At 67.1% G+C, this 26157-nt stretch carries 19 protein-coding genes; 9 read left to right on the forward strand and 10 right to left on the reverse strand.

The annotated features are described in order from the left end of the window. Window positions 1-5 precede the first annotated feature (5 nt). From ACFPQ5_RS13955 to ACFPQ5_RS13990, 8 genes are all read right to left on the reverse strand, one after another. Window positions 6-3302 (reverse strand): efflux RND transporter permease subunit, encoded by a 3297-nt coding sequence (locus tag ACFPQ5_RS13955; RefSeq protein WP_379756530.1) that lies wholly within the window; start codon window positions 3300-3302, stop codon window positions 6-8. Beyond that, on the reverse strand, window positions 3299-6397 hold the full coding sequence (locus ACFPQ5_RS13960; RefSeq protein WP_379756532.1) for a multidrug efflux RND transporter permease subunit: 3099 nt from the start codon (window positions 6395-6397) through the stop codon (window positions 3299-3301). Before ACFPQ5_RS13960 ends, ACFPQ5_RS13955 begins: the two co-directional genes overlap by 4 nt. Before the next feature lie 130 nt (window positions 6398-6527). Beyond that, entirely contained in the window at window positions 6528-7886 is a 1359-nt protein-coding gene (locus tag ACFPQ5_RS13965) for an efflux RND transporter periplasmic adaptor subunit (RefSeq protein WP_379756535.1), read from the reverse strand. A 270-nt stretch (window positions 7887-8156) separates the two neighbouring features. Continuing rightward, a complete protein-coding gene (sppA, locus tag ACFPQ5_RS13970; protein WP_379756538.1) occupies window positions 8157-10013 on the reverse strand; it encodes a signal peptide peptidase SppA in 1857 nt (618 codons plus the stop codon). 25 nt (window positions 10014-10038) lie between these two features. Further along, on the reverse strand, window positions 10039-11508 hold the full coding sequence (locus ACFPQ5_RS13975; protein ID WP_379756541.1) for a sodium:solute symporter: 1470 nt from the start codon (window positions 11506-11508) through the stop codon (window positions 10039-10041). A 72-nt stretch (window positions 11509-11580) separates the two neighbouring features. Further along, window positions 11581-12018, reverse strand: a complete 438-nt coding sequence (locus ACFPQ5_RS13980; protein WP_379756544.1) for a hypothetical protein — start codon at window positions 12016-12018, stop codon at window positions 11581-11583. Window positions 12019-12115: 97 nt separating this feature from the next. Further along, window positions 12116-13624, reverse strand: coding sequence for an NYN domain-containing protein (locus ACFPQ5_RS13985; protein WP_379756547.1), 1509 nt, complete (start codon window positions 13622-13624; stop codon window positions 12116-12118). 108 nt (window positions 13625-13732) lie between these two features. Further along, window positions 13733-14152, reverse strand: coding sequence for a DUF1810 domain-containing protein (locus tag ACFPQ5_RS13990; protein WP_379756550.1), 420 nt, complete (start codon window positions 14150-14152; stop codon window positions 13733-13735). Between the two features lie 162 nt (window positions 14153-14314). Between ACFPQ5_RS13990 and ACFPQ5_RS13995 the strand changes: the two genes are divergently transcribed. From ACFPQ5_RS13995 to ACFPQ5_RS14020, 6 genes are all read left to right on the forward strand, one after another. Continuing rightward, complete coding sequence (locus tag ACFPQ5_RS13995; RefSeq protein ID WP_379756553.1) at window positions 14315-14530, forward strand: DUF3820 family protein; 216 nt, start codon at window positions 14315-14317, stop codon at window positions 14528-14530. A gap of 145 nt (window positions 14531-14675) precedes the next feature. Beyond that, a complete protein-coding gene (locus ACFPQ5_RS14000) occupies window positions 14676-15071 on the forward strand; it encodes a response regulator transcription factor (RefSeq protein ID WP_379756556.1) in 396 nt (131 codons plus the stop codon). Between the two features lie 24 nt (window positions 15072-15095). Then, window positions 15096-16148, forward strand: a complete 1053-nt coding sequence (locus ACFPQ5_RS14005; RefSeq protein WP_379756559.1) for a HEAT repeat domain-containing protein — start codon at window positions 15096-15098, stop codon at window positions 16146-16148. A gap of 7 nt (window positions 16149-16155) precedes the next feature. Then, a complete protein-coding gene (locus ACFPQ5_RS14010; protein WP_379756562.1) occupies window positions 16156-17589 on the forward strand; it encodes a glycosyltransferase family 2 protein in 1434 nt (477 codons plus the stop codon). Next, on the forward strand, window positions 17586-19244 hold the full coding sequence (locus tag ACFPQ5_RS14015) for a hypothetical protein (protein ID WP_379756565.1): 1659 nt from the start codon (window positions 17586-17588) through the stop codon (window positions 19242-19244). Before ACFPQ5_RS14010 ends, ACFPQ5_RS14015 begins: the two co-directional genes overlap by 4 nt. A 95-nt stretch (window positions 19245-19339) precedes the next feature. Next, complete coding sequence (locus tag ACFPQ5_RS14020; protein ID WP_379756568.1) at window positions 19340-19882, forward strand: GNAT family N-acetyltransferase; 543 nt, start codon at window positions 19340-19342, stop codon at window positions 19880-19882. A 47-nt stretch (window positions 19883-19929) separates the two neighbouring features. On the opposite strand, the gene ACFPQ5_RS14025 is transcribed toward ACFPQ5_RS14020, so the two are convergent. Next, on the reverse strand, window positions 19930-22251 hold the full coding sequence (locus ACFPQ5_RS14025) for an ATP-binding protein (RefSeq protein WP_379756571.1): 2322 nt from the start codon (window positions 22249-22251) through the stop codon (window positions 19930-19932). Window positions 22252-22398: 147 nt separating this feature from the next. Between ACFPQ5_RS14025 and ribA the strand changes: the two genes are divergently transcribed. The 3 genes from ribA (at window position 22399) to ACFPQ5_RS14040 (ending at window position 25559) form a co-directional block, all read left to right on the forward strand. Beyond that, complete coding sequence (ribA, locus tag ACFPQ5_RS14030) at window positions 22399-23049, forward strand: GTP cyclohydrolase II (protein ID WP_379756574.1); 651 nt, start codon at window positions 22399-22401, stop codon at window positions 23047-23049. A 100-nt stretch (window positions 23050-23149) separates the two neighbouring features. Continuing rightward, a complete protein-coding gene (locus ACFPQ5_RS14035; RefSeq protein ID WP_379756577.1) occupies window positions 23150-24598 on the forward strand; it encodes a S1 family peptidase in 1449 nt (482 codons plus the stop codon). Window positions 24599-24605: 7 nt separating this feature from the next. Then, complete coding sequence (locus ACFPQ5_RS14040; RefSeq protein WP_379756580.1) at window positions 24606-25559, forward strand: FHA domain-containing protein; 954 nt, start codon at window positions 24606-24608, stop codon at window positions 25557-25559. 17 nt (window positions 25560-25576) lie between these two features. Here ACFPQ5_RS14040 and ACFPQ5_RS14045 read toward each other — a convergent pair whose 3' ends face one another. Next, a complete protein-coding gene (locus ACFPQ5_RS14045) occupies window positions 25577-26155 on the reverse strand; it encodes a phasin family protein (protein ID WP_379756583.1) in 579 nt (192 codons plus the stop codon). Between the last annotated feature and the right edge of the window lie 2 nt (window positions 26156-26157).

Raw genomic sequence — 26157 nt, forward strand, 5'->3', positions numbered from 1 at the left:
ATGACTCATCGTGAAATGGAAGGAACGGCTTCGTCCTCGATCGGATGGCGCGCCAGTTCGCGCTCGCCAGTGGTCGGGCGGCGCAATTTATCGAGCAGGACGTAGACGACCGGCGTGGTGAGCAGGGTGAGCAGCTGGCTCGCGATCAGGCCGCCGATGATGGCGATGCCCAGCGGCTGGCGCAGTTCGGAGCCTTCGCCGAAGCCGATCGCCAGCGGCAGCGCGCCCAGCGCCGCGGCCAGGGTCGTCATCAGGATCGGGCGGAAGCGCAGCAGGCAGGCTTCGCGCACGGCTTCCAGAGCCGAGACGCCCTTCGAGCGTTCGAGGTCGAGCGCGAAGTCGATAATCAGGATCGCGTTCTTCTTGACGATGCCGATCAGGAGGAAGACGCCGATGAGCGCAATGATCGAGAACTCCATGTTGAACATCAGGAGCGCCAGCACGGCGCCGACGCCGGCCGAGGGCAGCGTGGACAGCACCGTGATCGGGTGGATCAGGCTTTCGTACAGGATGCCGAGCACGATGTAGATCACGACGATGGCCGCCAGGATCAGCAGCGGCTGTTCCTTGTTCGATTCCTCGGCCGCGCGCGCCGTGCCCTGGAAGCTGCCGCGCACATTCGAGGGCATGGCGATGTCGGCTTCGGCCTGTTTGACCGCCGCCTTGCCGTCTTCGAGGTTGGCGCCTTCGGCCAGGTTGAACGACACCGTGGTCGCGAGTTCGCCGTCCTGGTGGTTGACGGAAGTGGGCGTCGAGCTTTCGGCGAAGCTGGCAATGGCGGACAAGGGCACCATCGTGGTCGCGCTGCTGGACAGGGCCGAGCCGCCGGAGGCGTCGCGCGTCGCCGTCAGGGTCGAAGCAGGCGCCGGCGTGCCGTTGCCGGTGGTGGTGCCGCTCGCGGCTGCGCCGGTCGTCGCAGCCGCGACAGTGGTCGTGGTGCTGCCGGACGCCGTGCCGCCGCCCGCCGGCTTGGCCGGCACGTACACATCGTTCAGCGCTTCCGGCGTCTGCGCATATTTCTGCGCCACGCCCATGATCACGCTGTACTGGTTCAGCTCATCATAGATGTTCGATACTTTGCGCTGGCCGAAGTTGTTGTACAGGGCGTTGTCGACGTCGCGCGTATTGATTCCCAGGCGCGCGGCCGTCGCCTTGTCGATGGTGACGTACATCTCGACGCCGTTCTCGGCCTGGTCGGTATCGACGTCGACCAGCTGCGGCTGACGCTTCATGGCGTCGGCCAGCTTGCCGGCCCAGGCTTTCAGGTCCTCGGCGTTGTCGCTTTTCAGCGTGTACTGGTAAGTCGAGTTGCTGGAGCGCCCGCCCATGCGCAGGTCCTGCACCGGGTTCAGGAACAGCGAGACGCCCGTCACGCGCGCGAGTTTCGGCCGCAGGCGCGCGATCACGGCCTGGCCTTTATCCGTGCGCTCGGACGCGGGCTTCAGGTTGATGAACATGAAGCCGCCCCCTGCCCGGCCGCCGCCGGTGAAGCCGACCACCGTGTCGACCGCCGGATCGCGCTTGATGATGTTGACCAGCTGGCGCATCTTCTGCTGCATGGCCTGGAAGGAGATGCTCTGGTCGGCGCGGATGCCGCCGCTGATCTGGCCCGTGTCCTGCTGCGGGAAGAAGCCCTTGGGCGCGGCCGAGAACAGGTAGACGTTCAGGCCGATCACGAACACGAGGATGAGCATCACCAGCGCCATGCTGCCCAGCGCCCAGTCGAGCGAACGCTCGTACACGCGCAGCAGCCAGCTGAAACCGGCCTCGGACCAGCGTGCAAGGCGGCCCGGCTGGCGTTCGATGGTGTGGCCCTTCTTCAGCAGCCAGGCGCACATCATCGGCGTCGTGGTCAGCGAGATCACCAGCGAGATCATCACCGCGGCCGACAGCGTCACCGCGAACTCGCGGAACAGGCGTCCGACCTGCCCGCCCATGAACAGCAGCGGAATGAACACCGCCACCAGAGAGAGGCTGATCGAGAGCACCGTAAAACCGACTTCGCGCGCGCCGACCAGGGCCGCCTGCATGCGGTCCATGCCCGATTCGATGTGGCGCGCCGTATTTTCCAGCACCACGATGGCGTCGTCGACGACGAAGCCGGTGGCGACCGTCAGCGCCATCAGCGACAGGTTGTTCAGGCTGAAGCCCAGCAGGTACATGGCGCCGAAGGTGCCCAGCAGCGAGACCACGGTTGCCACCGCCGGGATGACGGTGGCGCGCACGCTGCGCAGGAACACGCTCACCACCAGCACCACCAGCAGGATCGAGATCAGGAGCGTGAATTCGATCTCGTGCAGAGAGGAGCGGATCGAGTTGGTGCGGTCCGAGGCCACCTGCAGGGTGACGTCGCCCGGCAGCTGCGCCTGCAGGGACGGCAGCAGCGCGCGCACGCCGTCCACCGTCTCGATGACGTTGGCCGAGGGCTGGCGCGTGACCAGCACGATCACAGCCGGCTCGCCGTTGAACAGGCCGAGGGTGTTGATGTTTTCCGGGCCGTCGATGACGTCGGCCACGTCCTGCAGGCGGATCGCGGCGCCGTCGCGCCAGGCGACCACCAGGCCGCGGTAGTCGGCAGCCGTGCGGCCATTGGTCGGGGTATCGGCCTGAGAGTAAATTTGCAGGCGGTTGCCGTTGCCCTCCAGGGCGCCTTTCGGACGGTTCGGATTACTCGACTGGATGGCGGCGCGCACGTCCTCGGCCGAGACGCCGTAGCGGTTCAGCGAATACGGGTTGAGTTCCACGCGGACGGCCGGCAGCGAACCGCCGCCGATCTCGACTTCGCCCACGCCCGGCACCTGGGCCAGGCGCTGCTGCACGATGTTCGACACGGAGTCGTAGATCTGGCCGGGCGTGCGGCTCTTCGAGGTCAGTGCCAGGATGATCACCGGCTGGTCCGAGGGATTGGCCTTGCGGTAGGTCGGGTTGCTGCGCAAGGTCGACGGCAGATCGGCGCGCGCGGCGTTGATCGCGGCTTGCACTTCGCGCGCGGCGGCATCGATCTTGCGGTTCAGGTCGAACTGCAGGCTGACGCGGGTCGAGCCGCTGCCCGAGTTCGAGGTCATCTCGTTGACCCCGGCGATCGTACCCAATCGCCGCTCGAGCGGCGTCGCAACGCTGCTGGCCATGGTCTCTGGACTGGCGCCCGGCAGCGAGGCCGACACCGAAATGGTCGGATAGTCGACCTGCGGCAGCGGCGAGACCGGCAGCACGAAGAAGGCGCCGATGCCGGCCAGGGCCAGCCCGAGCGTCAGCAGGACGGTCGCGATCGGACGCTGGACGAAAGGCTTCGACAGGTTCATGCCTTGATCTCTCGTGGCTTGCCTGGGGCCTTGCCGCTCCAGCGGCGCGAGACGCGGTCGAATGCCAGGTAAATCACCGGCGTGGTGAACAGCGTGAGCAGCTGGCTGACGATCAGGCCGCCGAAGATGGCCAAACCTAATGGACGCCGCAGCTCGGCGCCCTCGCCCCAGCCGAACATCAGCGGCACGGCGGCGAACAGCGCGGCCAGGGTCGTCATCAGGATCGGGCGGAAGCGCAGCAGCGCGGCTTGGCGAATCGCATCGAGCGGAGATTTCCCCTCGTCGCGCTCGGCCTCGATCGCGAAGTCGATCATCATGATCGCGTTCTTCTTGACGATGCCGATCAGGAGGATGATGCCGATGATGCCGATCACGCCCAGCCCCTGCCCCGTGATCCACAGCGCCAGCAGCGCGCCGACGCCGGCGGACGGCAGGGTCGAGAGGATGGTCAGCGGGTGGATGTAGCTCTCGTAGAGCACGCCCAGCACGATGTAGACGCAGACCACCGCCGCCAGGATCAGCCACAGCTGGTTGGACAGCGAGTTCTCGTAGGCGCCGGATGCGCCGAGGAAGGTCAGCGTGACGGAGGCCGGCATCTTGATCTCCGCGGCCGCTTCCCGGATGGAGTCGACCGCCTGGCCGAGCGAGGTGCCTGCGCTGGTGTCGAAGCCGATGGTCGTGGCCGGGTACTGGGCCACGTGGGTCACCTGCAGCGGCGCCTGCTCCTCGCGGATGCTCGCCACCGCCGACAGCGGCGTCGGCTCGCCGGAACTGGTACGCAGCTGCAGGCGACCAAGAGCCTTTAATGACATCGCTTCGTCCTGCTGCGCTTCCAGGATCACGCGGTACTGGTTGGTCTCGGTGAAGATGGTCGAGACGATGCGCTGGCCGAAGGCGCTGTACAGGGCATCGTCGATGCTGGACGCCGTGATGCCGAGGCGCGAGGCGGTGTCGCGGTCGATGTGGACGACGGCCGCGGCGCCGACCGCGCCGGCATCGGTGGTCACGTTGCGCAGCTGCTTCTGCTGCGCCATGCGGGCGACGAGCTTACGCGCCCATTCGATCACGGTGGCGTTGTCGGCGCCTTCCAGCGACACTCGGTATTGGGTCGGGCCACTCTCGGCGTCGATGGTCAGATCCTGGGTCGGCTGCAGGTACAGGGTCAGGCCGGCGACATTCGCGACGCGGCGCTTCAGGCGCGTCATGATCTCGTCCTGGTCGCTGTCGCGGTCGCGCTTCAGGTTGATCAGCATGGTGCCGGTGTGGAGCATCGTATTGTTGGCGGCATCGACTCCGACATTGGAGGCTAAAGACTCCACTTCCGGATCCTCGAGAATGGCTTTCGCCGCCGCCTGCTGCATCTCGGCCATGCCCGCATACGAAATCGCCTGGCGCGCTTCGACGCGCGCCTGCAGCTGGCCCGTGTCCTGGGTCGGGAACAGGCCTTTCGGGATCACTACCCACAGCAAGGCGGTGAGCGCCAGCGTGGCCAGGGCGACGATCAGGGTCAGGCCCTGGCGCGCCAGCACCCAGTCCAGGCCGCGGTCGTACTTGTGGATCACGCGGTCGAAGAAGGCCTGGGTCTTCTGCGCCAGGCGGCTCGGCTTTTCTTCCTCGTGGCTGCGCAGCCAGCGCGCCGACATCATCGGCACCAGGGTCAGCGAGACCACGCCCGAGATCAGGATCGTAATCGCCAGCGTCACCGCAAACTCGCGGAACAGGCGGCCGACCACGTCGCCCATGAACAGCAGCGGAATCAGCACGGCGATCAGCGAGACCGTCAGCGAGATGATGGTAAAGCCGATCTGCGCCGCACCCTTGATGGCGGCGGCCATCGGTTTCTCGCCCTCTTCGATGTAGCGCGCGATGTTCTCGATCATGACGATGGCATCGTCGACGACGAAGCCGGTGGCGATCGTCAGCGCCATCAGCGACAGGTTGTTCAGGCTGTAGCCGAGCAGGTACATGACGCCGAAGGTACCGATCAGCGAGATCGGCACGGCGAGGCTGGCGATCACGGTGGCGCGGATGCTGTGCAGGAAGGCGAAGATCACCAGCACCACCAGCACCACGGCCAGCAGCAGTTCGATCTGCACGTGCTCGACCGAGGCGCGAATGCCGGTGGTGCGGTCGCTCAGCACGTCCAGGCGCAGGGCGGCGGGCAGGCTGGCCTGCAGCTCCGGCAGGCGCTCCTTGATCGCATCCACGGTGGCGATCACGTTGGCGCCCGGCTGGCGCTGCACGTTCAGGATGATGGCCGGTTTCATGTTGGCCCAGGCGCCCAGGCGCACGTTCTCGGCGCTGTCGACGACCTTCGCCACGTTATCGAGGCGCACCGGCGCGCCGTTGCGGTAGGCGACGATCAGGTTTTTATAGTCGTCGACGGTAACCAGCTGGTCGTTGGCGTTGATCGCATAGGCGCGCGTCGGGCCGTCGAAGCTGCCCTTGGCGCTGTTGGCATTCGCCGCCGTGATCGCGGTGCGCAGCGAATCGAGACCCATGCCGTAGGAGGCCAGGGCTTCGGTGTCGGCCTGGATGCGCACGGCCGGACGCTGGCCGCCCGAGAGCGAGACCAGGCCCACGCCCGAGACCTGGCTGATTTTCAGGGCCAGGCGCGTGTTGACCAGGTTCTGGATTTCGGTGAGCGGCACCGTGTCGGAGGTGATGGCCAGGGTCAGCACCGGCGCGTCGGCGGGATTGACCTTGGCGTAGACCGGCGGCGCCGGCAGGTCCGCCGGCAGCAGCGAGCCGCCGGCATTGATCGCGGCCTGCACTTCCTGCTCGGCGACGTCCAGCGTCTGGCCCAGGCCGAACTGCAGCGTGACCACCGAGACGCCGGCGGCGCTGGTCGAACTCATGCGCGACAGGCCGGACATCTGGCCGAACTGGCGTTCCAGCGGCGCCGTGACGGTGCGCGCCATGACTTCGGGGCTGGCGCCCGGGTACAGGGTCTGCACCTGGATGGTCGGGAAGTCGACTTGCGGCAGCGCGGACAGCGGCAGGAATTTATAGCCGACCAGGCCGGCCAGGACGATGGCCAGCATCAGCAGGGCCGTGGCGACCGGGCGGCGGATGAATGGGCCGGAGGGGCTCATGGCATCACCTCGCTACGTTCGCGATCGTTCCGCGAACGCCTGCCTGAAACGCGGGCATATGCGCCGCGCGCCACGGGCAACGCGATGCACATATCCGCGTGGGCACGGGGTGCCCACCCTACGACGACCATCATTGTGCGGCTCCCTCGCGCTGCTGGCGGCGCGGACGTTCGCCCTGCGCGCCCTGCGCGCCCTGGCGGCCAGCGGCCGCGCCTTGCGGACGGTCACCCGGCAAGGTGACCTTCGCCCCGTCCTTCAGGCGGTCGGCACCTTCGGTGATCACCTGCTCGCCAGACTTCAGCCCCGTCGCCACCTGCACCTTGTCGCCGAAGGCCTGCCCGCGCGTCACCGTGCGCAGCGCCACCGTCTTCGCCTGCGGATCGAGCACGTAGACGAAATCGCCGTTGGCGCCGTGACGGATCGCGTTGACCGGCACGACCACCGCATCCTCGATGGTGCGCACTTCCAGGCGCAGGTTGACGAACTGGCTCGGGAACAGCTTGTTGTCGGTGTTCTCGAATCTGGCCTTGGCGCGCACGGTGCCGGTCTGGGTGTCGACCTGGTTGTCGAGCGCGGCGAAGCGGCCGCTGGCGAGCGTGGCGCTGCGCGTGCGGTCGAGCGCAATCGCGGGCAGCTTGGCGTTCTGGGCGATGCGGCCCTGCAGCTCGGGCACCTGGTCCTGGGGCACGGCGAATTCGACGTCGATCGGCGAGAACTGGGTGATCACGGCGATGCCGTTGGCGTCGCCACTGCTGACCAGGTTGCCGATGTCGACGGTGCGCAGGCCGACACGCCCGGAGATCGGCGCCTTCACTTGCGCATAGCTCAGGTTCAGGCGCGCCAGGTTTTCGGCCGCGGTGTCGGTCTTCACGGTCGCCTCGAGCTGGCGCACCAGCGCGGCCTGGGTATCGACTTCCTGGCGCGCGATCGAATCCTGCTCCAGCAGGGTGCGGTAGCGCGACAGCAGCAGGCGCGCGTTTTCCAGCTGGGCCTCGTCGCGCTGGCGCTGGCCGGTGGCCTGCAGCAGCGCGATTTCCGACTGGCGCGGGTCGATCGTGGCCAGCACCTGGCCCGCGCGCACGATCTGCCCTTCGGTGAAGTTGATCTTCTGAAGGACGCCCGAGACCTGCGGCCGTACCGTGGCCACCGCTGCCGGCTTCACCGTGCCCAGGGCCTCTAAGGTGACCGGAATGTCGACCTGCTCGGCCGTCGCGACGCCAACCGTCGTGGCCGGCGCGCCGCGCCTGCCGCCTCCACCAGCGCCACCGCGGCCGCCGCCCGAAGCGGCTCCAGCACCGCCACGCGCTCCCGCCGCGGCGCCGGGACCGCCCGCAGCGCCGACGTCCGGCGTGCGATGGGTCAGGTACCAGGCCAGCGCCCCCAGCGCGATCATGGCCAGCACGGCGATGATGCTGCCGATGACCTTGCTGCGCTTTTTGGGCCGCGTCGGGGGATTCGGGGTCTTGTTCGGCGATACGGTGGAATCCATGCTCATCCTTGATGTCGGCTTGCTGACAAATGCACAATTAATAGCTCGGAATGTAGCACGCGCCGCCTCAGGGATATGTTTCATAACGTACATAGCGCGACGGTTAAAAACGCCGCCTGGCCAACCCGAAAACCCGGTCTTTACACCGCTTTACACCATAGGACGACGTAGGGCGCAGTTGGATAAAAAAAGGGCGCCGGATGATCCGGCGCCCCTCCCACAACTTGTAACAGCCGATACAAAACCGCTACATGGCTTAAGGTCTCAATGTCATGGCAGTTCGCACAGGCAATGCGTCACGGCCGCAAACGGCTTCTTGCCATCGGCCAGGTCCGACAGCCAGCCCAGGTCCTTCGCCACCCCAGCCACGGCGCCGGCCGGCAGCGCATCCGGCAGCATGCCCAGCTTGACCTGGATATTGATGGCCTGGGCCGTCGAGACACCCAGCAGCGACAGCAAGCGCTCGAACTCCGAACCCGGACGCTCGACGTAGGCGACGCGGAAGTCGTCGCCGAGCTTGGCGCGCTTGGCGGCCGAGCGCAGCGCGTCGCCGTAGCTGCCCAGCGTGTCGACCAGGCCGCGCTCCTTGGCTTGCGTGCCGGTCCAGACCCGGCCCTGGCCGACTTCGTCGATCTTCGCCTGCGTGGTCTTGCGCGCGGCGGCGGCGCGGGTGGTGAACTCGCGGTAGACGTTGTTGATGCTGGCTTGCACCAGCTGGCCGAAGCGCGGATCGAGCGGGCGCAGCGGGTTGTAGGCGTCGGCCAGCCAGGTGGTGGTCACGCCGGCGGTGCGCACGCCCAGCTTGTCGGCGACCTTGTCGGCGGTCGGCAGGATGGCGAACACGCCGATCGAGCCGGTAATCGTGGCCGGGTCGGCGATGACCTCGTCGGCCGCCATCGAGATCCAGTAGCCGCCGGATGCGGCCACGCTGCCCATCGAGACCACGACTGGTTTACCGGCCGCGCGCGTCAGTTCCAGTTCGCGCCGGATGAGTTCCGAGCCGTAGGCGCTGCCGCCGGGCGAGTCGACGCGCAGCACCAGGGCCTTGATGGCATCGTCCTCGCGCGCGCGGCGGATCTGGTTGGCGGTCGAGACGCCGCCGACCACGCCCGGGCCGCCCTGCCCTTCGGTGATCTCGCCGGCCGCGACGATCACGCCGACGGCGTCGCCGAAGGCCTTCTGCGGATTGCGGCCCAGGTAGTCGCCGAAGGACACCTGGCGGAAGCTCTTGGCCGACTCGTCGTACACGCCGCGCTTGATCATCATGGCGCGCACTTCATCCTTAGTCTTGATGCCGTCGATCAGTTTGAGGTTCAGCGCCACCTGGGCCGCGTTGCCGCCGGTGGCTTCCATCATCTGCGGCAGCTGGTCGATGCCGCGCGCGACTGCGCCCGCGGGCAGCTTGCGGTTCTTTTCCACAAGCGCCGTGTAGCCGTTCCACAGCGCGCCGTACAGGAAGGTATCCGCCTCGGTCGCCGCCTGCGACGGGCCATTGCTGATATAGGGCTCGGCAAAGCTTTTATAGGTGCCGACCTTCATCAGGTTGACCGTCACGCCCAGCTTGTCGAGGGCGTCGCGGTAGTAGTTGCGGTGGCGGCCAAAGCCTTCGATCAGCACCATGCCCATCGGGTGCAGATAGACCTCGCTGGCGTGCGAGGCGAGCAGGTAGCGCTTCTGGTCGAAGCTGCCGCCCCAGGCGATCACGGGCTTGCCGGCCGCCTTGACGCGGTCGATCGCGGCGCCGACCTCGTGCAGCATGGCCAGGCCGCCGCCGTCGAGTTCATCGAGCAGCAGGTAGACGCTGCTGATGTTCTTGTCCTTGGCGGCGGCGTCGAGCACGACCAGCAGGTCGCGCAGCTCCACCATCCGCTTGACTTCGCCGCCGACGTTGGCCAGCAGCGCGTCGCGCAGCCCGCCCGTGTGCTGTTCGACCAGGTCGCCGCGCAGTTCGAGCACGAGCGCCGTTTTCGAGACGAGCGGCTTGGGGCCGCCGGTGAAGACTGCCACCAGCAACACGACCACGAGCAGCAGGAACAGGCTGTTCAGAACGAAGCGGCGGGTCACATCCAGGCCGCGCCAGAACATGCCAATGCCGCGGCGCAGGGAACTCAGGGGTTTGAAAGACATCGGAACTCCACTAAAAAGAGGAAGGTCAAGCAGTCACGGTGATTTTGTCCGCCGTCTCTTTGTGCGAGATCGCAAAGAGACCAACGAATACGAGTATGCCATTGACCATCAACAGTTCAAGTCCCAGCCGATAGCTGCCGAGCAAGTATTGCTGATAGAACTCAAGGATCGCGCAAAGAATCGGCGCGCCGATCGTCACATACGGCACCAGGCGGTCGGTCAGGCTGCGCTTGGTGAGCATGCCGAAGGCGAACAGGCCCAGCAGCGGACCATAGGTATAGGCCGCCAGTTTCAGGATCACGCCGATCATGCTCGGCTCGTCGACCGCCTTGAAGCCCAGCACCAGCACCAGGAACAGCAGCGCGAAGCCGAGGTGGACGCGGCGGCGCAGGCTTTCCTGGGCGGCCACGTCGAGGTCGGGGCGGCGCTTGATGCCGAGGATGTCGATGCAGAAGGTGGAGGTCAAGGCCGTGATCGCGCCGTCGGCGCTGGGGAACAGGGCCGAGACCAGCGCGATCAGGAAGATGATCTGCACGGCCGCCGGCAGGTGCCCCATCACGACCGCCGGGAAGATCTTGTCGCCGCCTGCCGTCACGCCGGCCAGCGGCGCGTACAGGTACAGCAGGCCGCCCAGGAACAGGAAGGACGAGAGCACGACGGTCAGCACCAGCGTCAGGCTCAGCAGGTTTTTCTGCGAGTCGGCCAGGGTTTTCACCGAAATCGTCTTCTGCATCATTTCCTGGTCCATGCCCGTCATCGTCAGCACGATGAAGATGCCGGCAACGAATTGCTTCCAGAAGAAATTGGGGCTGTCGAAGTCCCAGGTGAAGATGCGCGACAGGCCCTTGGCCTGCATCGCGTTCAGGCTCTCGGGAATCGACATGCCGAGTTCGCCCAGCAGGAACCAGGCGCAGGCGAACAGGCCGAACAGCATGCAGGTGGTCTGCAGGGTGTCGGTCCAGACGATGGTCTTCACGCCGCCCTGGTAGGTGTACATCAGGATCATGGCCAGGATCACGAGCGTGGTGAGCCAGAACGGCACGCCCAGGCTGTCGAGGATGATGGCCTGCAGGATATTCACGACCAGGTAGAGCCGCGCGGTCGAACCGAGCAGGCGCGAAATGATGAAGAAGCCGGCGCCGCTCTGGTAGGCACGGCGTCCGAGGCGCACGTCCAGGTAGTGGTAGATCGAGGTGAGTTTCAGGCGGTAGTACAGCGGCAGCAGGATGTAGACCACCGCGATGTAGCCGAAGATATAGCCGATCAGGATCTGGCCGTAGCCGAAGGCATCCTTGCCGACAGCGCCGGGGACGCTGATGAAGGTGGCGCCGGAGAGCGTGGTGCCGACCATGCCGAAGGCGACCAGCATCCAGTTGCTGCTCTTGTTACCGATGAAGAAGCTGTCGTTGTTGGCGTTGCGGGAGGTGGCCCAGGCGACGCCGAGCAGGAGCGCGAAATAGCCGATGAGGATGCAGAAGAGTAGAACCGGGGACATGTGTTTCCGTGGGTGATGATGATTCGCCCAGCAATATACACCCACATCGAACCCACGGCCACCGGCGCCCGGTCACGCCTCCTCGCCTTCCACCCGCTCGAACGGCCCGATGCATGCCTCCATCGTCTCGTCGCTACACATCAGGAACAGCGCCCCCGACGGGTGGAAGCGCACGAAATTGGTGGCCTGGGTGCCGACCTTCATGATCTCGCCGGAACAATCCTTCTTGCCATTGTCCTTGGTGACGCGGTCTTCGAGTTTGTAGAAACCCTTGGCGCTGGGCTTGTCGGGGATGCGGTATTCGCTTTCGGAGATTTCTTCCTTGCTCGTCACCAGGGTGGTGCCGTCGCCGCGGAAGCGGTAGGTTTCGACGCAGTGGAGTTCGGGCAGGGCCAGGCGCCAGATGCCGAGGATGGGGTGGGTGGCCAGGGGGGCGGGCGGCGCGGCCACTGCCGGCGGCGCACTGGCGAGGGCAAGGAAGGACAGCAGCAATCCGGCAAGCGCACGCATGACAGCTCCTTTTACCACGGTTGATCGATCCAGCCGGGCGGCGCGGGCAGGATCGCTCCCCCGCGCGCCGCTTGCCGCTGTCTCGATCCTACGCCGATCAGCCCTTTTCCGGCGCCGCTTTCGGCTTGGCCGGACGGCGGCTGCGTGCCGCCGGCTTGCGGGCCGGACGTTTGGCATCGCCGCGGCCGGATTTCAGACGCGCAGCGGCGTTCTCGTTCCCCGCTACGTTGCCGTCGACGTCGTCGGGCAAGGCGCATTCGTCGTCCGCTTCGTCGGCCAGTGCTGCGACCGGCGCTGCGATCTCGGCCACGGGCACCTCGGCCGCCGGCGCGGCGTCGACCTGCGGCACTTCAGGCGCCGCTACTTCCGCGGCCTGCGCTGCCAGCTGCTTGGCGGTCGGCTTGCGCGGCGTACGGCGGCGTTCCTTCTTCGCCGGCGCCGGCGCTTCTTCCAGCACGGCCGGCTCGACGGCGGCGACCACTTCTTCCAGCGCGGCCGGGGCCGGCCAGGCTTCCATGCCCGCATCGACGGCCGGCTCCTCCGCCGCCGCAGTGTCGGCCACCTCGGCCACGTCGGCTACTTCGCCAACCTCGTCCGGCGTCACCGCCACGAACGGCGCCTCGGTGCGCACATTCTTGCGTCCGCGTCCGCCACGGGTGCGGCCCTTGCCCTTGCCTTCTTCCCTGGCCTCGGCTGCCGGCGCGGCTTCCTCGCCCTCGGCCAGCGCTTCAGGTGCGGCCATGATGGTCTCGGCCATGCTCAAGCCTTCGGCCGGCGCCGCGGCGGCGCTGGTGCTGCGGTACACATAGGTGCCCGACTTCTCGTCGCGGCCGAACTCGAACAGGCCGCGCACCTGCGCTTCTTCCAGCAGGTTGCCGAAGGTACGGAAACCGTAGTACACCTCGGAGAATTCCGGACGGCGACGCTTCAGGGTGTCTTTCAGCAGCGAGGCCCATATCTTGCCGGTGTCGCCGCGTTCGGAGACCAGCGCGTCGAAGGTCTCGACCACCATCTCCAGCGCCTGCGTCTTGCGCGCTTCCAGCTCTTCCTTGCGCTTGTCGTCGCCGCCCCCACGCTTCTGCTGCTGTGGCTGGCTCTTGCGCTCGTCGCGCTTGGCGGCGGCGCGGCGCACTTCGCGCACCAGGTCGTCGTAGAAGATGAATTCGTCGCAGTTGGCGACCAGCAGGTCGGAAGTCGACTGCTTCACGCCGACGCCGATCACCTGCTTGGCGTTCTCGCGCAGCTTGGAGACCAGCGGCGAAAAGTCGGAGTCGCCCGAGATGATGACGAAGGTGTTGACGTGGGACTTGGTGTAGCACAGGTCGAGCGCGTCGACGACGAGGCGGATGTCGGCCGAATTCTTGCCCGACTGGCGCACGTGGGGAATCTCGATCAGTTCGAAGTTCGCTTCGTGCATCGTGGACTTGAAGCCCTTGTAGCGGTCCCAGTCGCAATAGGCTTTCTTGACGACGATGCTGCCCTTGAGCAGCAGGCGTTCGAGCACGGGCTTGATGTCGAATTTTTCGTAGTTGGCGTCGCGTACGCCCAGCGCCACGTTCTCGAAATCGCAGAACACCGCCATGCTGATGTTATCGGATGAAGCCATGAGTTCTTATTTTCAGTAATTAAAGAAGGTCGGATACCCGGCGGATTATACGCACAAGATGGGCTTGCCCAGCGCATGCCGGGCCGATCGGCAGGACGGGCGGCCGTTTCAGAGCCGCGCCAGCGTGGCGGCATCGGGCCGGCCGTCGAAGAACTGGTCGAGGCAGGTCTGGAAAATGGCTTCGTCGGGTGCGACGTCGCTGAACAGCGTCATCGAGGAGTGGAATTTGCGGTCGTCCGGGCTGCCGAAGATGTCGCCGATGTCCATGTCGCGGTGGGTGGAAACCAGGCGCGCGCACTCGCGCAGGCGCGGCCCCAGTACCGGGTGGGCCAGGTAGGCGGCGGCTTCGTCGCCGGAGGCGATCGCGTACTTTCGCGCCATCTCGCTCTGGCCCAGGCCTGCAATCTGGGGGAATACGAACCACATCCAGTGGGTGCGCTTGCGGCCGGTGCGCAGTTCCGCCAGGACGTCGGAGTACACGGGATCCTGGGCGTTGACGAAGCGGTCGAGGTCGAATTCATTGTCCATGGCGATCTCCCAAGAGCGCAAAGGCGCCTGACAAAGCCTCAGGGCAAGGCGCATCGTCGAAGACAGTACACTAGTACGGCGAGACGAATGCAACGCCGCCATGAGGCTTTGTCAGGTGCCTTATCCTACCTCTTTACCCAGGTTTGCTAAAGTGGCGCCACCATGAAACCCGAACACCTGCTCCTGCTGCTCACCCGTGAGATGCCATACGGGAAATACGAAGGCCGCAAGATCGCCGACCTGCCCGGCCACTACCTGGGCTGGTTCGCGCGCGAGGGCTTTCCGCGCGGCGAACTGGGCGAGCTGCTGGCCCTGATGTACGAACTCGACCATAACAACCTGCGCGGACTGCTCGATCCCCTGCGTGGCGCCCGCTAAAAACGCCGCATGCCCTGCTAGCGTTGCTACTCAGCAACAATTGCGACGCGTACCGGCTTTGTCCCGGCCCGCCAAGGGGGGCGCGGGACGACCGGGCCGAAGCGCTTGGCTATAATCGACGCTATCCTTTCCTTATCCAGAGCGCATGCAAACACAAACGGCCACCGTCCCGACCGTCCTCGTTGTCGAGGATGACGAACATATCTCGCAAGTCCTGCGCTTCATGCTGGAACGGCAGGGTTACCAGGTCGTGCACATGGCCGACGGACGCGCCGCGTCGAACCACATCGCGGCGTCCAGCCCGCCGGCCCTGGTCCTGCTCGACGTGATGCTGCCCTACGTGGACGGCTTCGAGATCGTGCAGCTGATCCGCTCGAAGGAGGAGTGGCGCGAGGTGCCGGTGCTGATGCTGACCGCGAAGAACACCGAGCGCGACACCGTGCGCGCGCTCGACGCCGGCGCCAACGACTTCGTCATCAAGCCCTTCCAGCCGCAGGAACTGCTGGCCCGCGTGCGCCGCTTCCTGCGCCCGGGCGCCTGAAGTCGCAGCGGCAAGGACGCGCCTTTGATCCCGGCCACCAGTCCCGACACCTTCATCGCCGCCGCCATCTGGACCGGCTTCGCGGCGCTGCTCCTCACCCTGCTGCTGGGCCTGCAGATCATCGGCATGCGCCTGATGCTGCGGCGGCGCCAGCGCAGCGACGCGCGCGCGCTCGAACGCTGGCGTCCCGTGCTCAATGCCGCCATCGTCGGCGAGACGCCGGCCAGCCTGCCGCCATTGGGCCGCGCCGAGCGCCTGCCCTTCCTGCGCCTGTGGGCCCACCTGCAGGGTTCCCTGCGCGGCGAAGCGAACGAGGCCCTGAACGAGGTCGCGCGCCGGCTCGGCATCGACGCCTACGCGCGCGGCCTGCTGGTGCGCGGCAACCGGCCGGCGCGCCTGCTGTCGGCCCTGGTGCTGGGCCACCTGCACGACCGTGAAGCCTGGCCGGCCCTGCTGCGCATGGCCGAACAGCCCGACAACACGGTCTCGCTGACCGCCCTGTGGGCGCTGGTACGGATCGATCCGCCGGCGGCCGCCGACTACATGGTGCCGCTCTTCATCGCGCGCGAGGAATGGGCGCTGTCGCTGGCGGCCGGCATCCTGCAGCAGGCGACGGAACCGGCGGCCGCCGCGCTCACGCGCCTGCTGCCGCAACTGGGCGAAGACAAGCTGCCGCGCGCGCTGCGCATCGCCGAGGCGCTGCACCTGGCGCTGCCGGCCGCGGTGCTGGGCACGGCGCTGAAGAGTCCCGCGATGCCGGTCGTGATCGCGGGACTGCGCGGCGTGCGCACGCCCGAGACCCTGCTAGATGTGCGCGCCTTGCTGGCGCATGAAGACTGGCAGGTGCGGGTGCAGGCCGCGCGCGCCCTGGGGCGGGTCGGCGAGCGGGCCGACGCCGAGCGCCTGGTGCAGCTGCTGGGCGACCGCGAATGGTGGGTGCGCTACCGCGCGGCGGAAGCCCTGCTCGAACTGCCGGCGCTGTCGCGCGCCGACCTGGACGCCTTGCGCGCCTCGCTCACCGACCGCTTCGCCGCCGACATGTTGTCGCAGGCGATGGCCGAAAGCGCCAACAAGTGAGCCCCGCATGAATACCGAAAACCTCATCGTCGCCTTCGTCACCTGGTTCGTGCTCTGCTTCTTCGTGGCGCTCAACGGCGGCTATCTGCTGCTGAACCTGTTCTCGCTGCGGGCCCTGCACAAGCGCGGCCAGGAACAGTTCCTGGGCGACCTGCCGCGCGCCTATTCGGGCCTGGAGCCGCCGGTCAGCATCCTGGTCCCGGCCTACAACGAGGAAGCGACCATCGCCGCCTCGATCCGCTCGATGCTGCAGCTGACCTATGCCGAATTCGAGATCGTGATCATCAACGACGGCTCGAAGGACGCCACGCTCGAAGTGCTCAAGCGCGAGTTCGCCCTGCTGCCCTTCCCCGAAGCCTACCGCCGCACGATTCCGACAAAAGAAGTGCGCCAGATCTACCGCTCGACGCGCTACCCGAACGTGCGCGTGATCGACAAGGTCAACGGCGGTAAGGCCGATTCGCTCAATGCCGGCATCAACGCCTCGCGCTATCCGCTGTTCTGCGGCGTCGACGCCGACTCGATCCTGCAGCGCGACAGCCTGGCCAAGGTCACGGAACCTTTTCTCCGCGACCCGACCATGGTCGCCACCGGCGGCACGGTGCGCGTGGCCAACGGCTGCGAAGTCAGCGGCGGCTTTCTTACCAAGGTCGGCCTGCCGCGCAGCCTGCTGGCGCTGTTCCAGGTGGTTGAATACCTGCGCGCCTTCCTGTTCGGGCGCCTCGGCTGGTCGGCGCTGAACGGCATGCTGATCATCTCCGGCGCCTTCGGCATCTTCAGGAAGGACGCCGTGGTGCTGGCCGGCGGCTACCGCCCCGACACCATCGGCGAGGACATGGAACTCGTGGTGCGCATGCACCGCACCCTGCGCGAGAAGAAGCAGCCCTACCGCATCGAATTCGTGCCCGATCCGGTGTGCTGGACCGAGGCGCCGGAAGACATGGCGACCCTGAAAAACCAGCGCGTGCGCTGGCAGCGCGGACTGGCCGAAAGCCTGAACGCGAACTGGGGCCTGATGTTCTCGCGGAATGGCGGCGTGGCCGGCTGGGTCGCCTTTCCATTCATGCTGTTCTTCGAGTGGCTCGGACCCGTGATCGAACTGGGCGGCTACATCTTCATGGTGTTCGCTTTTCTGACCGGCGCGATTTCCTGGGAAGCCTTCGGCGCCTTCCTGTTCGTGGCGCTGGGGCTGGGCATCCTGCTGTCGGCCTCCGGGCTGCTGCTGGAAGAGATGTCCTTCCACCTCTACCCGCGCGGCAAGCAGCTGCTGATGCTGGGCTTGATCGTGATCCTCGAGAACTTCGGCTACCGCCAGCTGAACACCTGGTGGCGCCTGGTCGGCCTGTGGCGCTGGCTGCGCCAGAAGGAATCGACCTGGGGCGCGATGAAGCGCAAGGGCATCGGCGAGGAAAGCCCCGGCGTGCCGCCGCGTGCGCCATGAAGCCACTGCTCGCTGCCCTGCTCCTGATGTCGTCTTCCGCACACGCCGCTTACCTGCACCAGTGCCCGGCCGACGCGGCGCCGAAGGACGGCGTGCAGGCCAGGCTGGCGGACGGCAGCGTGCTGGCGGTGAGCAGCGCGCCGCAACTGCCGGGCTGCCGCGCGAGCGCGCTCGGCGTCGATGCGGCGCAGGTGGAAAGCCTGTATCCGCTCGCGCCTGGCGATACGCCGGCGCGCACCATCCTGCTTTATGGCGCGGTCGGCAAGAAGCCCTTCGTCCCATCCAGCCACGACCTGCCGCAACCCGACCGGCCCGGCGCCTTACCGCAGCGGCGCCCGGTGCCGCTGCGGACCAATTTGTTGGGCGAGGCGCGCGTGCGTCCGTTTGGCGTCGAGGAGCGGGTGCGTATCGAGCATGCCGACGGCAAGCTGCGCCTGAACTGCGGCGCCGGCACGCGCGCGGCCGGGGTGCTGATCGACGGGCCCTGGCAGCTGCCGCTGGCCAAACTGCGCCTCACGGCGCGCTACAGCGCCGGCGGCGCGTTCAGCCTGCAGGCCGCGGACGAAGCCTCGGCAGCGCGTGAAACTTCACATGCGATCGGCGAACTGGATGCATCGAAGCGCGAGGCTGCGCTGCCCTTGCCGGCCGCGCTGGACCGTGCCGGCTGGCGCCAGTTCGTGCTGCTTTGCCCGACGCAGACGGCCACGCTGACGCTGGATTCGCTGGCCTTCGAGCCGGTCCCCGGCAAGCCGCAGCCGCGCGCCACATGGATCTGGGAACGCGCCGAATGGCGCGACAAGCCGGACGCGCTGCTGGCCTGGGCCAAGCGCGAAGCCGTGCGCGAGCTGTTCATCGTGGTGACACTGGAAGGCGCCCGCGTGCGCGAACCGGCCCGCCTGGCCGCCTTCGTACGCCGCGCCGGAAACGCCGGCATCGCCGTCACGGCCGTCGAAGGCGATCCGCACATGGTGCTGCCCTCGCAGCGCGCCGCCACCGTCGACCGCGCCCGCGCCTACGCCTCCTACAACCGCGCCGCCAAGCTGGGCGAACGCCTGCGCGCGATGCAGTTCGACGTCGAACCCTACCTGCTGGACGACGCCGTGCTCGACCCGGAACAGCGCGACCGCGAATACCTGGCCATGGCGCAGGCGCTGCACGCGGCGGCCGGCGGCATGCCGCTCGAATTCGTCGTGCCCTTCTGGTGGTGGGACAAGCGCGAGCTGCTCGACGGCCTGGCAAAAACGTCCGACGGCCTGGCCGTGATGGACTACCGAACCGATCCGGACCAGATTGTCCGCTTCGCCGTGCCCTTCCTCGACTGGGGCAGCCGCCACGGCAAGCGCGTGCACATTGCCCTCGAAGCCGGCTGGGTGGCGCCGGAACTGCAGCGGCGCTACGTGCGGGCGGATGCCGATGAAGCGGGTTCGCTGCTCGTCACACAGGCCGGCGCGACGCCGGTACTGGTGCTGCTGCGCCAGCCGGTCAGGGCGGCTGCCGGGCCGCTCTATCGCCTGTCGGGCGAACGCACGCTGGACGGCAGCGCCACCAGCTTTCACGGCAATCCGGAGCGGCTGCGTGCCCTGCTGCCAATGCTGGAGCGCGATTTCTCGGCCTGGCCATCGTTTGGCGGCCTGGCGCTGCACGGTTGGCGCTAGCGGCTACAGCAACACAAGAAAGCGTTCCCGGTCGACCACGAGCGAGTCTTCCGCTAATACAATCTGATGCATTAATAAAAAACACAAGGTCTTGCATGCCGATCGTGCTTCCAGAATTCATTCAGTCGCAAAGGCTCAGTTTAAGAAAGCCGCGCGCATCCGATGCGAAGCCCATTTTTGAAGCCTATACGCAGGACTTCGACGTTGCGCGGTATCTCGTCTGGCGTCCACATCAGTCATTGAGCGAAACCGAGGCGTTCATTTCGTCTTGCATGCAGGGCTGGGCCAGCGGACAGCGCCGTCCATATGTCCTGACCCGGCGCGAAGACGATAGTATTCCCATAGGCATGCTGGAAGCACGCTTCCTCCCGAACGGCATCGACCTTGGCTACGTCTTGCAGCGATCATGCTGGGGAGCCGGTCTCATGAAAGAAGCGATCGTTGTGCTGAGCGACGTCGCCTTGACGCTCCCGGAGTGCGTTCGTGTGCAGGCCACGTGTGACACAGAGAACCTCGCATCTGCGCGCGTATTGGAAAAAGCCGGGTTCGTCAGAGAAGGCCGGCTCGAACGGCATAGCGTATTACCCAACCTCGGATCCGAACCGCGCCCATCGTTCATGTACGCGCGTTGTAAATAGTGCTCTCTGCCGGCGCATCTCATGCCATAACGCTGCAGGAGCGCACCTCAAGCAGACGGCGCCAGCGGCAAATCGACGTGGAAGGTCGTCCCGGCACCCGGCGCCGTCTCGAAACTGATCTGCCCCCCATGCTCCTCGACCAGGCTCTTGCTGATCGACAGGCCCAGGCCCGTGCCGCCTTTCTGGCGAGTATCGGCGCCGTCGGCCTGGGCGAAGCGCTGGAACACGCGCGGCTGGAAGGCTTCAGGGATGCCGCCGCCCTGGTCGCGCACCGACAGGCGCGCGCGGCCCGCGTGCAGGCAAAGCGCCAGCGTCACGCGGCCGCCGCGCGGCGAGAACTTGATCGCGTTCGACAGCAGGTTGGTCAGTACCTGCACCAGGCGGTCGTGGTCGATCGCGGCCGACAACGCGTGCGCCGCCTCCTCGCACTCGAGCTGCAAGGTCACGCCCAGCTGGCCGGCGTAGCCCTGCATCCCGGCCAGCGCGTGCTCGGCCACCGGCAGCAGCGGCTGGGCGTGGCGTTCGAATTCCATGCTGCCGGCCTCGATCTTCTGGATGTCGAGCACGTCGTTCACCAGGCGCACCAGGCGTTCGCAGCTGTCGTGGGCGATCATGACCAGGCCGGCGACGTCGGGCGGCAGGTCGCCGGCGATGCCGTCAGCCAGCATCGAGAGCGAGGCGCGGATCGAAGTCAGCGGGGTGCGCAGTTCGTGCGAAACGGTCGCCACGAATTCGCTTTTCAGCTTTTCGACTTTGCGGCGCTCGGAGATGTCGTGCAGGAAGACGGCAAAGAAGCTGCCCTCGCCGCCGCTGGCCAGCCCGGCCGTCATCTCGATAGGGAACTCGACGCCCTGGCGGTCGATCACCAGCCGTTCGACGCGGCGCTCGAGCAGCGGGCTATAGCCGGTCGCGCGCACCATCTCGATCGCCTTGTAGGTGCTGGGGCGGAAGCGTTCGGGCACGATCAGTTCCGGCATCGGCCAGCCCAGCACTTCGGAACGCTTCCAGCCGAACATGCGCTCGGCGGCGCTGTTCCAGTCGGTGACCAGGCCGCGCAGGTCGACGCCCACGAAGGCATCCTGGGCCGCCTCGACGATGGCGCCGATGCGCTGCTCGCTGGCGCGGACGGCGACCAGGGCCTGTTCCAGTTCGCGCGTGCGCGCTTCGACGCGCGCTTCCAGCGTGGCGTTCGCGCCCTTCAGTTCGTGGCGGCGCTGGCGCAGGTCGCTCAGCAGCGCATTCAGGGTCGCGGACAGGGTCTCGACCTCGACGTAGCTGCCGCGGCCCGACACCAGCGGCACGTTTTCGCCGCCGCGGATGCGCTCGGCCTCGCTCACCAGGCGGCCCAGCGGACGCGTGATGTAGCGCGCCAGCACCACGCCGGCGATGGAAAACAGCGCCGCCAGCGCCAGGCCGCTGAACAGGGCGCGCCGGCGCAGGTCCCGGGCGGGGGCGTAGGCATCGAGCTCGGCCTGGCGCACCAGCACGGTCCAGCCCAGGCCTGGATAGGATTCGAAGCCGCGGCCGCGGCTGAACCCCACCAGATAGGAGGTGCCGTCGGGCCAGCGCTCGACCAGGTAGCCGGCATCCTGGCGCTGGGCCGCGCGCAGGCTGGCGAGATCGAGCTTTTTGCCCTGCAGATTGCTTGGGCCCAGCAGCACGGTGCCGTTGTTGCCGATGATTAGCGCGTCGACCTTGCCGCGTTTGGAAAGCGGCGCGATCACGGAGCGCTCGATCGAGCGCGCCCATTGCCAGGACAGGTGGGCGCCGAGCACGCCGATGGTCTTGCCCTGCGCATCCTTGTAGGGGAAGGCGACGTCGACGAAGCGGCGCGGTTCGCCCTCCTGGCGCGGCAGCAGCTTGGCCAGCAGCACCGCCTCGTGCACGTCGCCGACGTGGATGCCCTTGAGAGCGTTGCCGAACCAGGGCCGCTGCGACACGTCGGCGCCCTCCAGCAGGCCGCCGGCGGCGACCTGCACCCGCCCGTCGAGTCCGGCCATGCCGATCCAGTCGTAGAATTCGTAGGATTGCTTGATGCTGTCGAGCACGGCCCGGCGCTCGGCCAGGTCGTTGGTCGCGGGCGCCAGGTCGCGCCGCTGGGCCAGCAGCCGCACCTCGCGGTAGCGCGTGTACATGCCGCGTTCGAGCTTGTCGGCCGTCTGCACCGCCAGTTCGCGCAGGCCCTGGCCGATGCTGGCCTCGATCTGCCCGGTGGCGGCCACGTCCACCACCTCGACCATGAGCACGGTCAGGATGATGGACAGCAGCGAGAAGGCCAGCGCCAGCCAGGTGCCCAGGCCGTGCCGGGCCGGCTTGCGTGCGGTGGCAGCCGCCGGGGTCGGCTGGGATGTTGATGTAGAACGGTCCATGCGCATCAGCTCATTTACTACCTATTTACTATGGTGCAAGAGTACCATGCGCCGGGGCGCGCAGCGACCGGCACGGCCATCGGCCGCACGGCCGCGGCCGATTTCTCTTATACTTACTGGTTACATCCAACCGCACCAGAACACAGCATGTCCAACACCGCAACGTCCGCCGCTCCCCTGCTCGACTACGTCACGTCCTGCGCACTGCCCACTCCCTGGGCCCAGTTCACGCTGCACGCCTTTGTCGAACATGCGACCGGCAAGGAACACCTGGCCATGGCCCTGGGCGACATCGGCAACGGCGAACCGGTGCTGGCGCGCGTGCACTCGGAATGCCTGACCGGCGACGTGCTGTTCTCGCAGCGCTGCGACTGCGGCGCCCAGCTCGAGGGCGCCCTGAAGCGTATCGCCGCCGAAGGCCGCGGCGTGCTGCTCTACCTGCGCCAGGAAGGCCGCGGCATCGGCCTGGTGAACAAGATCCGCGCCTACCGCCTGCAGGAAGCCGGCGCCGACACGGTCGAGGCCAACCTGCAGCTCGGCTTCCATGCCGACGCCCGCAACTACGAACTGTGCCTGCCGATGCTGGAACAATTCGGCATCAGGCAGGTCAAGCTGATGACCAATAATCCGCGCAAGATCGACGCCCTGGCGCGCCTGGGCATCGAGGTGACGGAACGGGTGCCGCTGCTGGTCAACCGGAATGCCTTCAACACGGGTTACCTCGACACCAAGCAGGCCAAGCTCGGCCACATGATGAGCACCCCGTCGGCAGCGGTTGCCGAAGATGGCGAACTGTAACGTTCTGCAGATAACTTAGTGTGGTGGCAAGATAGCGATAACCAATCGCTCGTCTGACTGCTGAGGTGCAGGTGGCTTCGCCCGCGCAGTCGCCACTGCCATGAAAGCTGCCGCCAGCCTTATTCTCGGTGTATTCCTGAGCAGCCACGCCGGCGCCACCGCGCCGGCCGGCGCCCACCCCGCACGCGTCCGCGCGGCCGCGGCGCAGGCGGCCAAGCCGGAAGCGCCGCCCGCTGCCATTCCACCCGCCTTGCCGCCCGCCACGCCGCCCGGCGCCACCCCGCCCGCTCCCGGTCCCGGCGAACTCGATACCACCACCACCCTGCCGCCGCCCTCCTCGGCCGCGCAGCAACTGTATTCCTCGGCCCAGGCCGACCTGCTGCAGATCCGCATGCTGCTCAAAAACGGCCGCACCCAGTCGACGGTGGGCTCGGGCTTCCTGGTCGGCACCAGCAAGCTGGTGCTGACGAATTACCACGTGGTCTCGCAGATGGCGCTCGACCCCGAGGTATATGCCGGCGAATTCGTCGACACCAACGGCGAGCACGGCCCGGTCGAATTGCTGGCCGTGGACGTGCTGCACGACCTGGCCGTGCTGCGCGTGAACCGCAACGGCAGCGGCTTCTTCATCGTCCCCGAAAAGCCGGTAAAACTGATCCAGGGCCAGGACCTGTACTCGCTCGGCAATCCCCTCGACCTGGGCTTCGCCATTTCCGAAGGCGCCTACAACGGCGTGGTCAGCCGCAGCTTCTACGACCAGCTGATCTTCAGCGGCCCGATCAATTCGGGCATGAGCGGCGGGCCGAGCGTGACCTCGAGCGGGACGGTGGCCGGGATTAATGTCTCGAAGCGGAGGGATGGCGAGGCGGTCAGCTTCCTGGTGCCGGTGAAGTATGCCCAGGAATTGCTGCGCCGGGTCGCCAACCAGCGAGTGGCGCCGAAAGACTTCAATCCCCTCATCGCCGAGCAATTGCTGGCGCACCAACGCGCCATGGTCGGGCGCCTGCTCGATTCGCCGCTCTCGATCAAGAACATGGGGCCCTACCGGGTGCCGGTGCGCGAGTCCGGCCAGGTGCGCTGCTGGGGCCGCTCGAACGCGATGGCGGAAGCTTCCTTCAGCTCCGACACGCTCAATTGTGCGATGGAATCGGCGATCTATGTATCGGACACCCAGCAGACCGGCCAGGTGGCGATGAGCCACCAGTACCTGCGTTCGGTGAACCTGCATCCGCTGCGCTTCGCCGCCCTGGCCAGCAGCCAGTTCGGCCTCGACCGGCTCGGCCGTACGCGCGACGTGCGCCTGACCGGTCCGCTCTGCAGCGAACGCTACGTGCGGACCAACAACCTGCCGCTGCGCGCCGTCACCTGCGTCCGGGCCTACCGCAAGTTTCCCGGGCTGTACAACTTCACCCTGCTCACGGCTAGTACCGACGATGCCCAGGCCAGCCTGCAAAGCCGGCTCGACGTGTCCGGCGTGTCCTACGATAACGGCATGCGCGTCGCCCGCGCCTTCCTGAATGCGCTCGGGCGCAGCGGGAAGCTACAGTGAAGCGCCTATGAAAGGGCCATGGTTCATCGAAACCCTCGCGCGCAACGGTGACGTGCTGCACCGGCATCGGGTGGACAGCCTGCCGATCCGCATCGGCCGCGGCTACGACAACGACTACATCCTCGACGACGCCTATGCGGCCGCCCACCACGCGCTGGTCGAGGCGGGCGAGGACGGCAGCCTGCTGCTGCGCGACCTCGGCACGCGCAACGGCGTGGTGCATGCAGGCAAGCGCAGCGAACGCCTGCCGCTAAGCGGCAACACGGTGGTCCGCCTCGGCCACACGACGCTGCGCATCCGCGCCGCCGATTTCCCGGTGCCGCCCGAAGTACGCGACCGCACCATGCACGGCTGGGAAGGCGCCCTGCCCGGCCTGGCCGGCACGGTGCTGATCGCGCTGGTGGCGCTGTTCACCATGTGGCTGGCCGATACCCAGGCCTACCGGCCCTTCCGCTACCTGCTGGCGCTGGCCTACGGCCTGGGCGCCGGCCTGGTCTGGAGCGGCCTGTGGGCGCTTGGTAACCGCCTGTTTGGACGCCACGCGCGATTGGGGCGCCACCTGTTCATCTTCGGCAGCGGCGTTGCCGCCCTGATGCTGTTCCGCCTGGTCTCGAGCGCCGTCGGCTATGCCTGGTCGATCGAGGTGTTCACCCGCTATGGCTCGCACGTGGCGATCGCGCTGGTGGCCGGCATGGTCTATTTTCACCTGACGACGGTGAAACCCGAGCCGCGCCGGCGCCACGCGCTGGTCTGCGCGGCGCTGGCCCTGCTCGGCTCGGGCCTGGTCCTGATCAGCAACGAGCAGCGCAACGGCCGCCTGGCCGACGAACTCTACATGTCGGTCCTGCTGCCGCCCGAGATGCGCGCCACCCCCGACGCCAGCGTCGACGATTTCATGGCCGACGTGGCGGCCATGAAAGAGCGGCTCGAGCGCGAGCGCCTGGACGAGAACGGCGGCTGAACCCGGCCGGGCCGTCCTCAGTGCGCGGTCTTGCTGGCCTGGGAGCCGTCCGGGCGCTGGATGTTGCCAGGCTGCGCCACGCCCGCGCCCTGCGTACCGGCGCTGCCCTGGGCGCGGTCCTGGCCGCGGTCCTGACCATTACCGGCCGCGAAAGGATCGACGAAACGTTGCAGGGTGTCCTGGCCCTGGCGCAGGCCGCGCTGGGTTTCTTCGGACGCGGTACGTGCCACCTCGTCGGCCAGCTGGCGCGCGGTGCGGGTCGTGGTCTGCACGTGCTCTTCGGTCACGCGCGCCAGCTCCACCTGGGCGTCGGCCGCCAGGCGCGAGATGTGCTGCTGGTAGGCGCGCAGCTTTTCGGTGGTGGGCTGGGCACGCGACGCGGCCGCGCTCAGCACCTCGGTCTGGCGGTCGGCGGTCAGGATCTGCTGGCCGGCCAGCGCCGTTTCCTCGAGCAGCGTCTGGACGAGCTGGATGTTCAGGTTGCACATCTGCTGGAAGGACTGGAACAGCGACTTCGACATGTCGTTCATGAAGGCGGTCTGCGCGTCCAGGTGGGTACGCACCGCCGGGGTTACCGATTGGGAAAATGGATACATGC

The organism is Massilia suwonensis (assembly GCF_042655665.1).
Taxonomy (GTDB): domain Bacteria; phylum Pseudomonadota; class Gammaproteobacteria; order Burkholderiales; family Burkholderiaceae_D; genus Telluria; species Telluria suwonensis.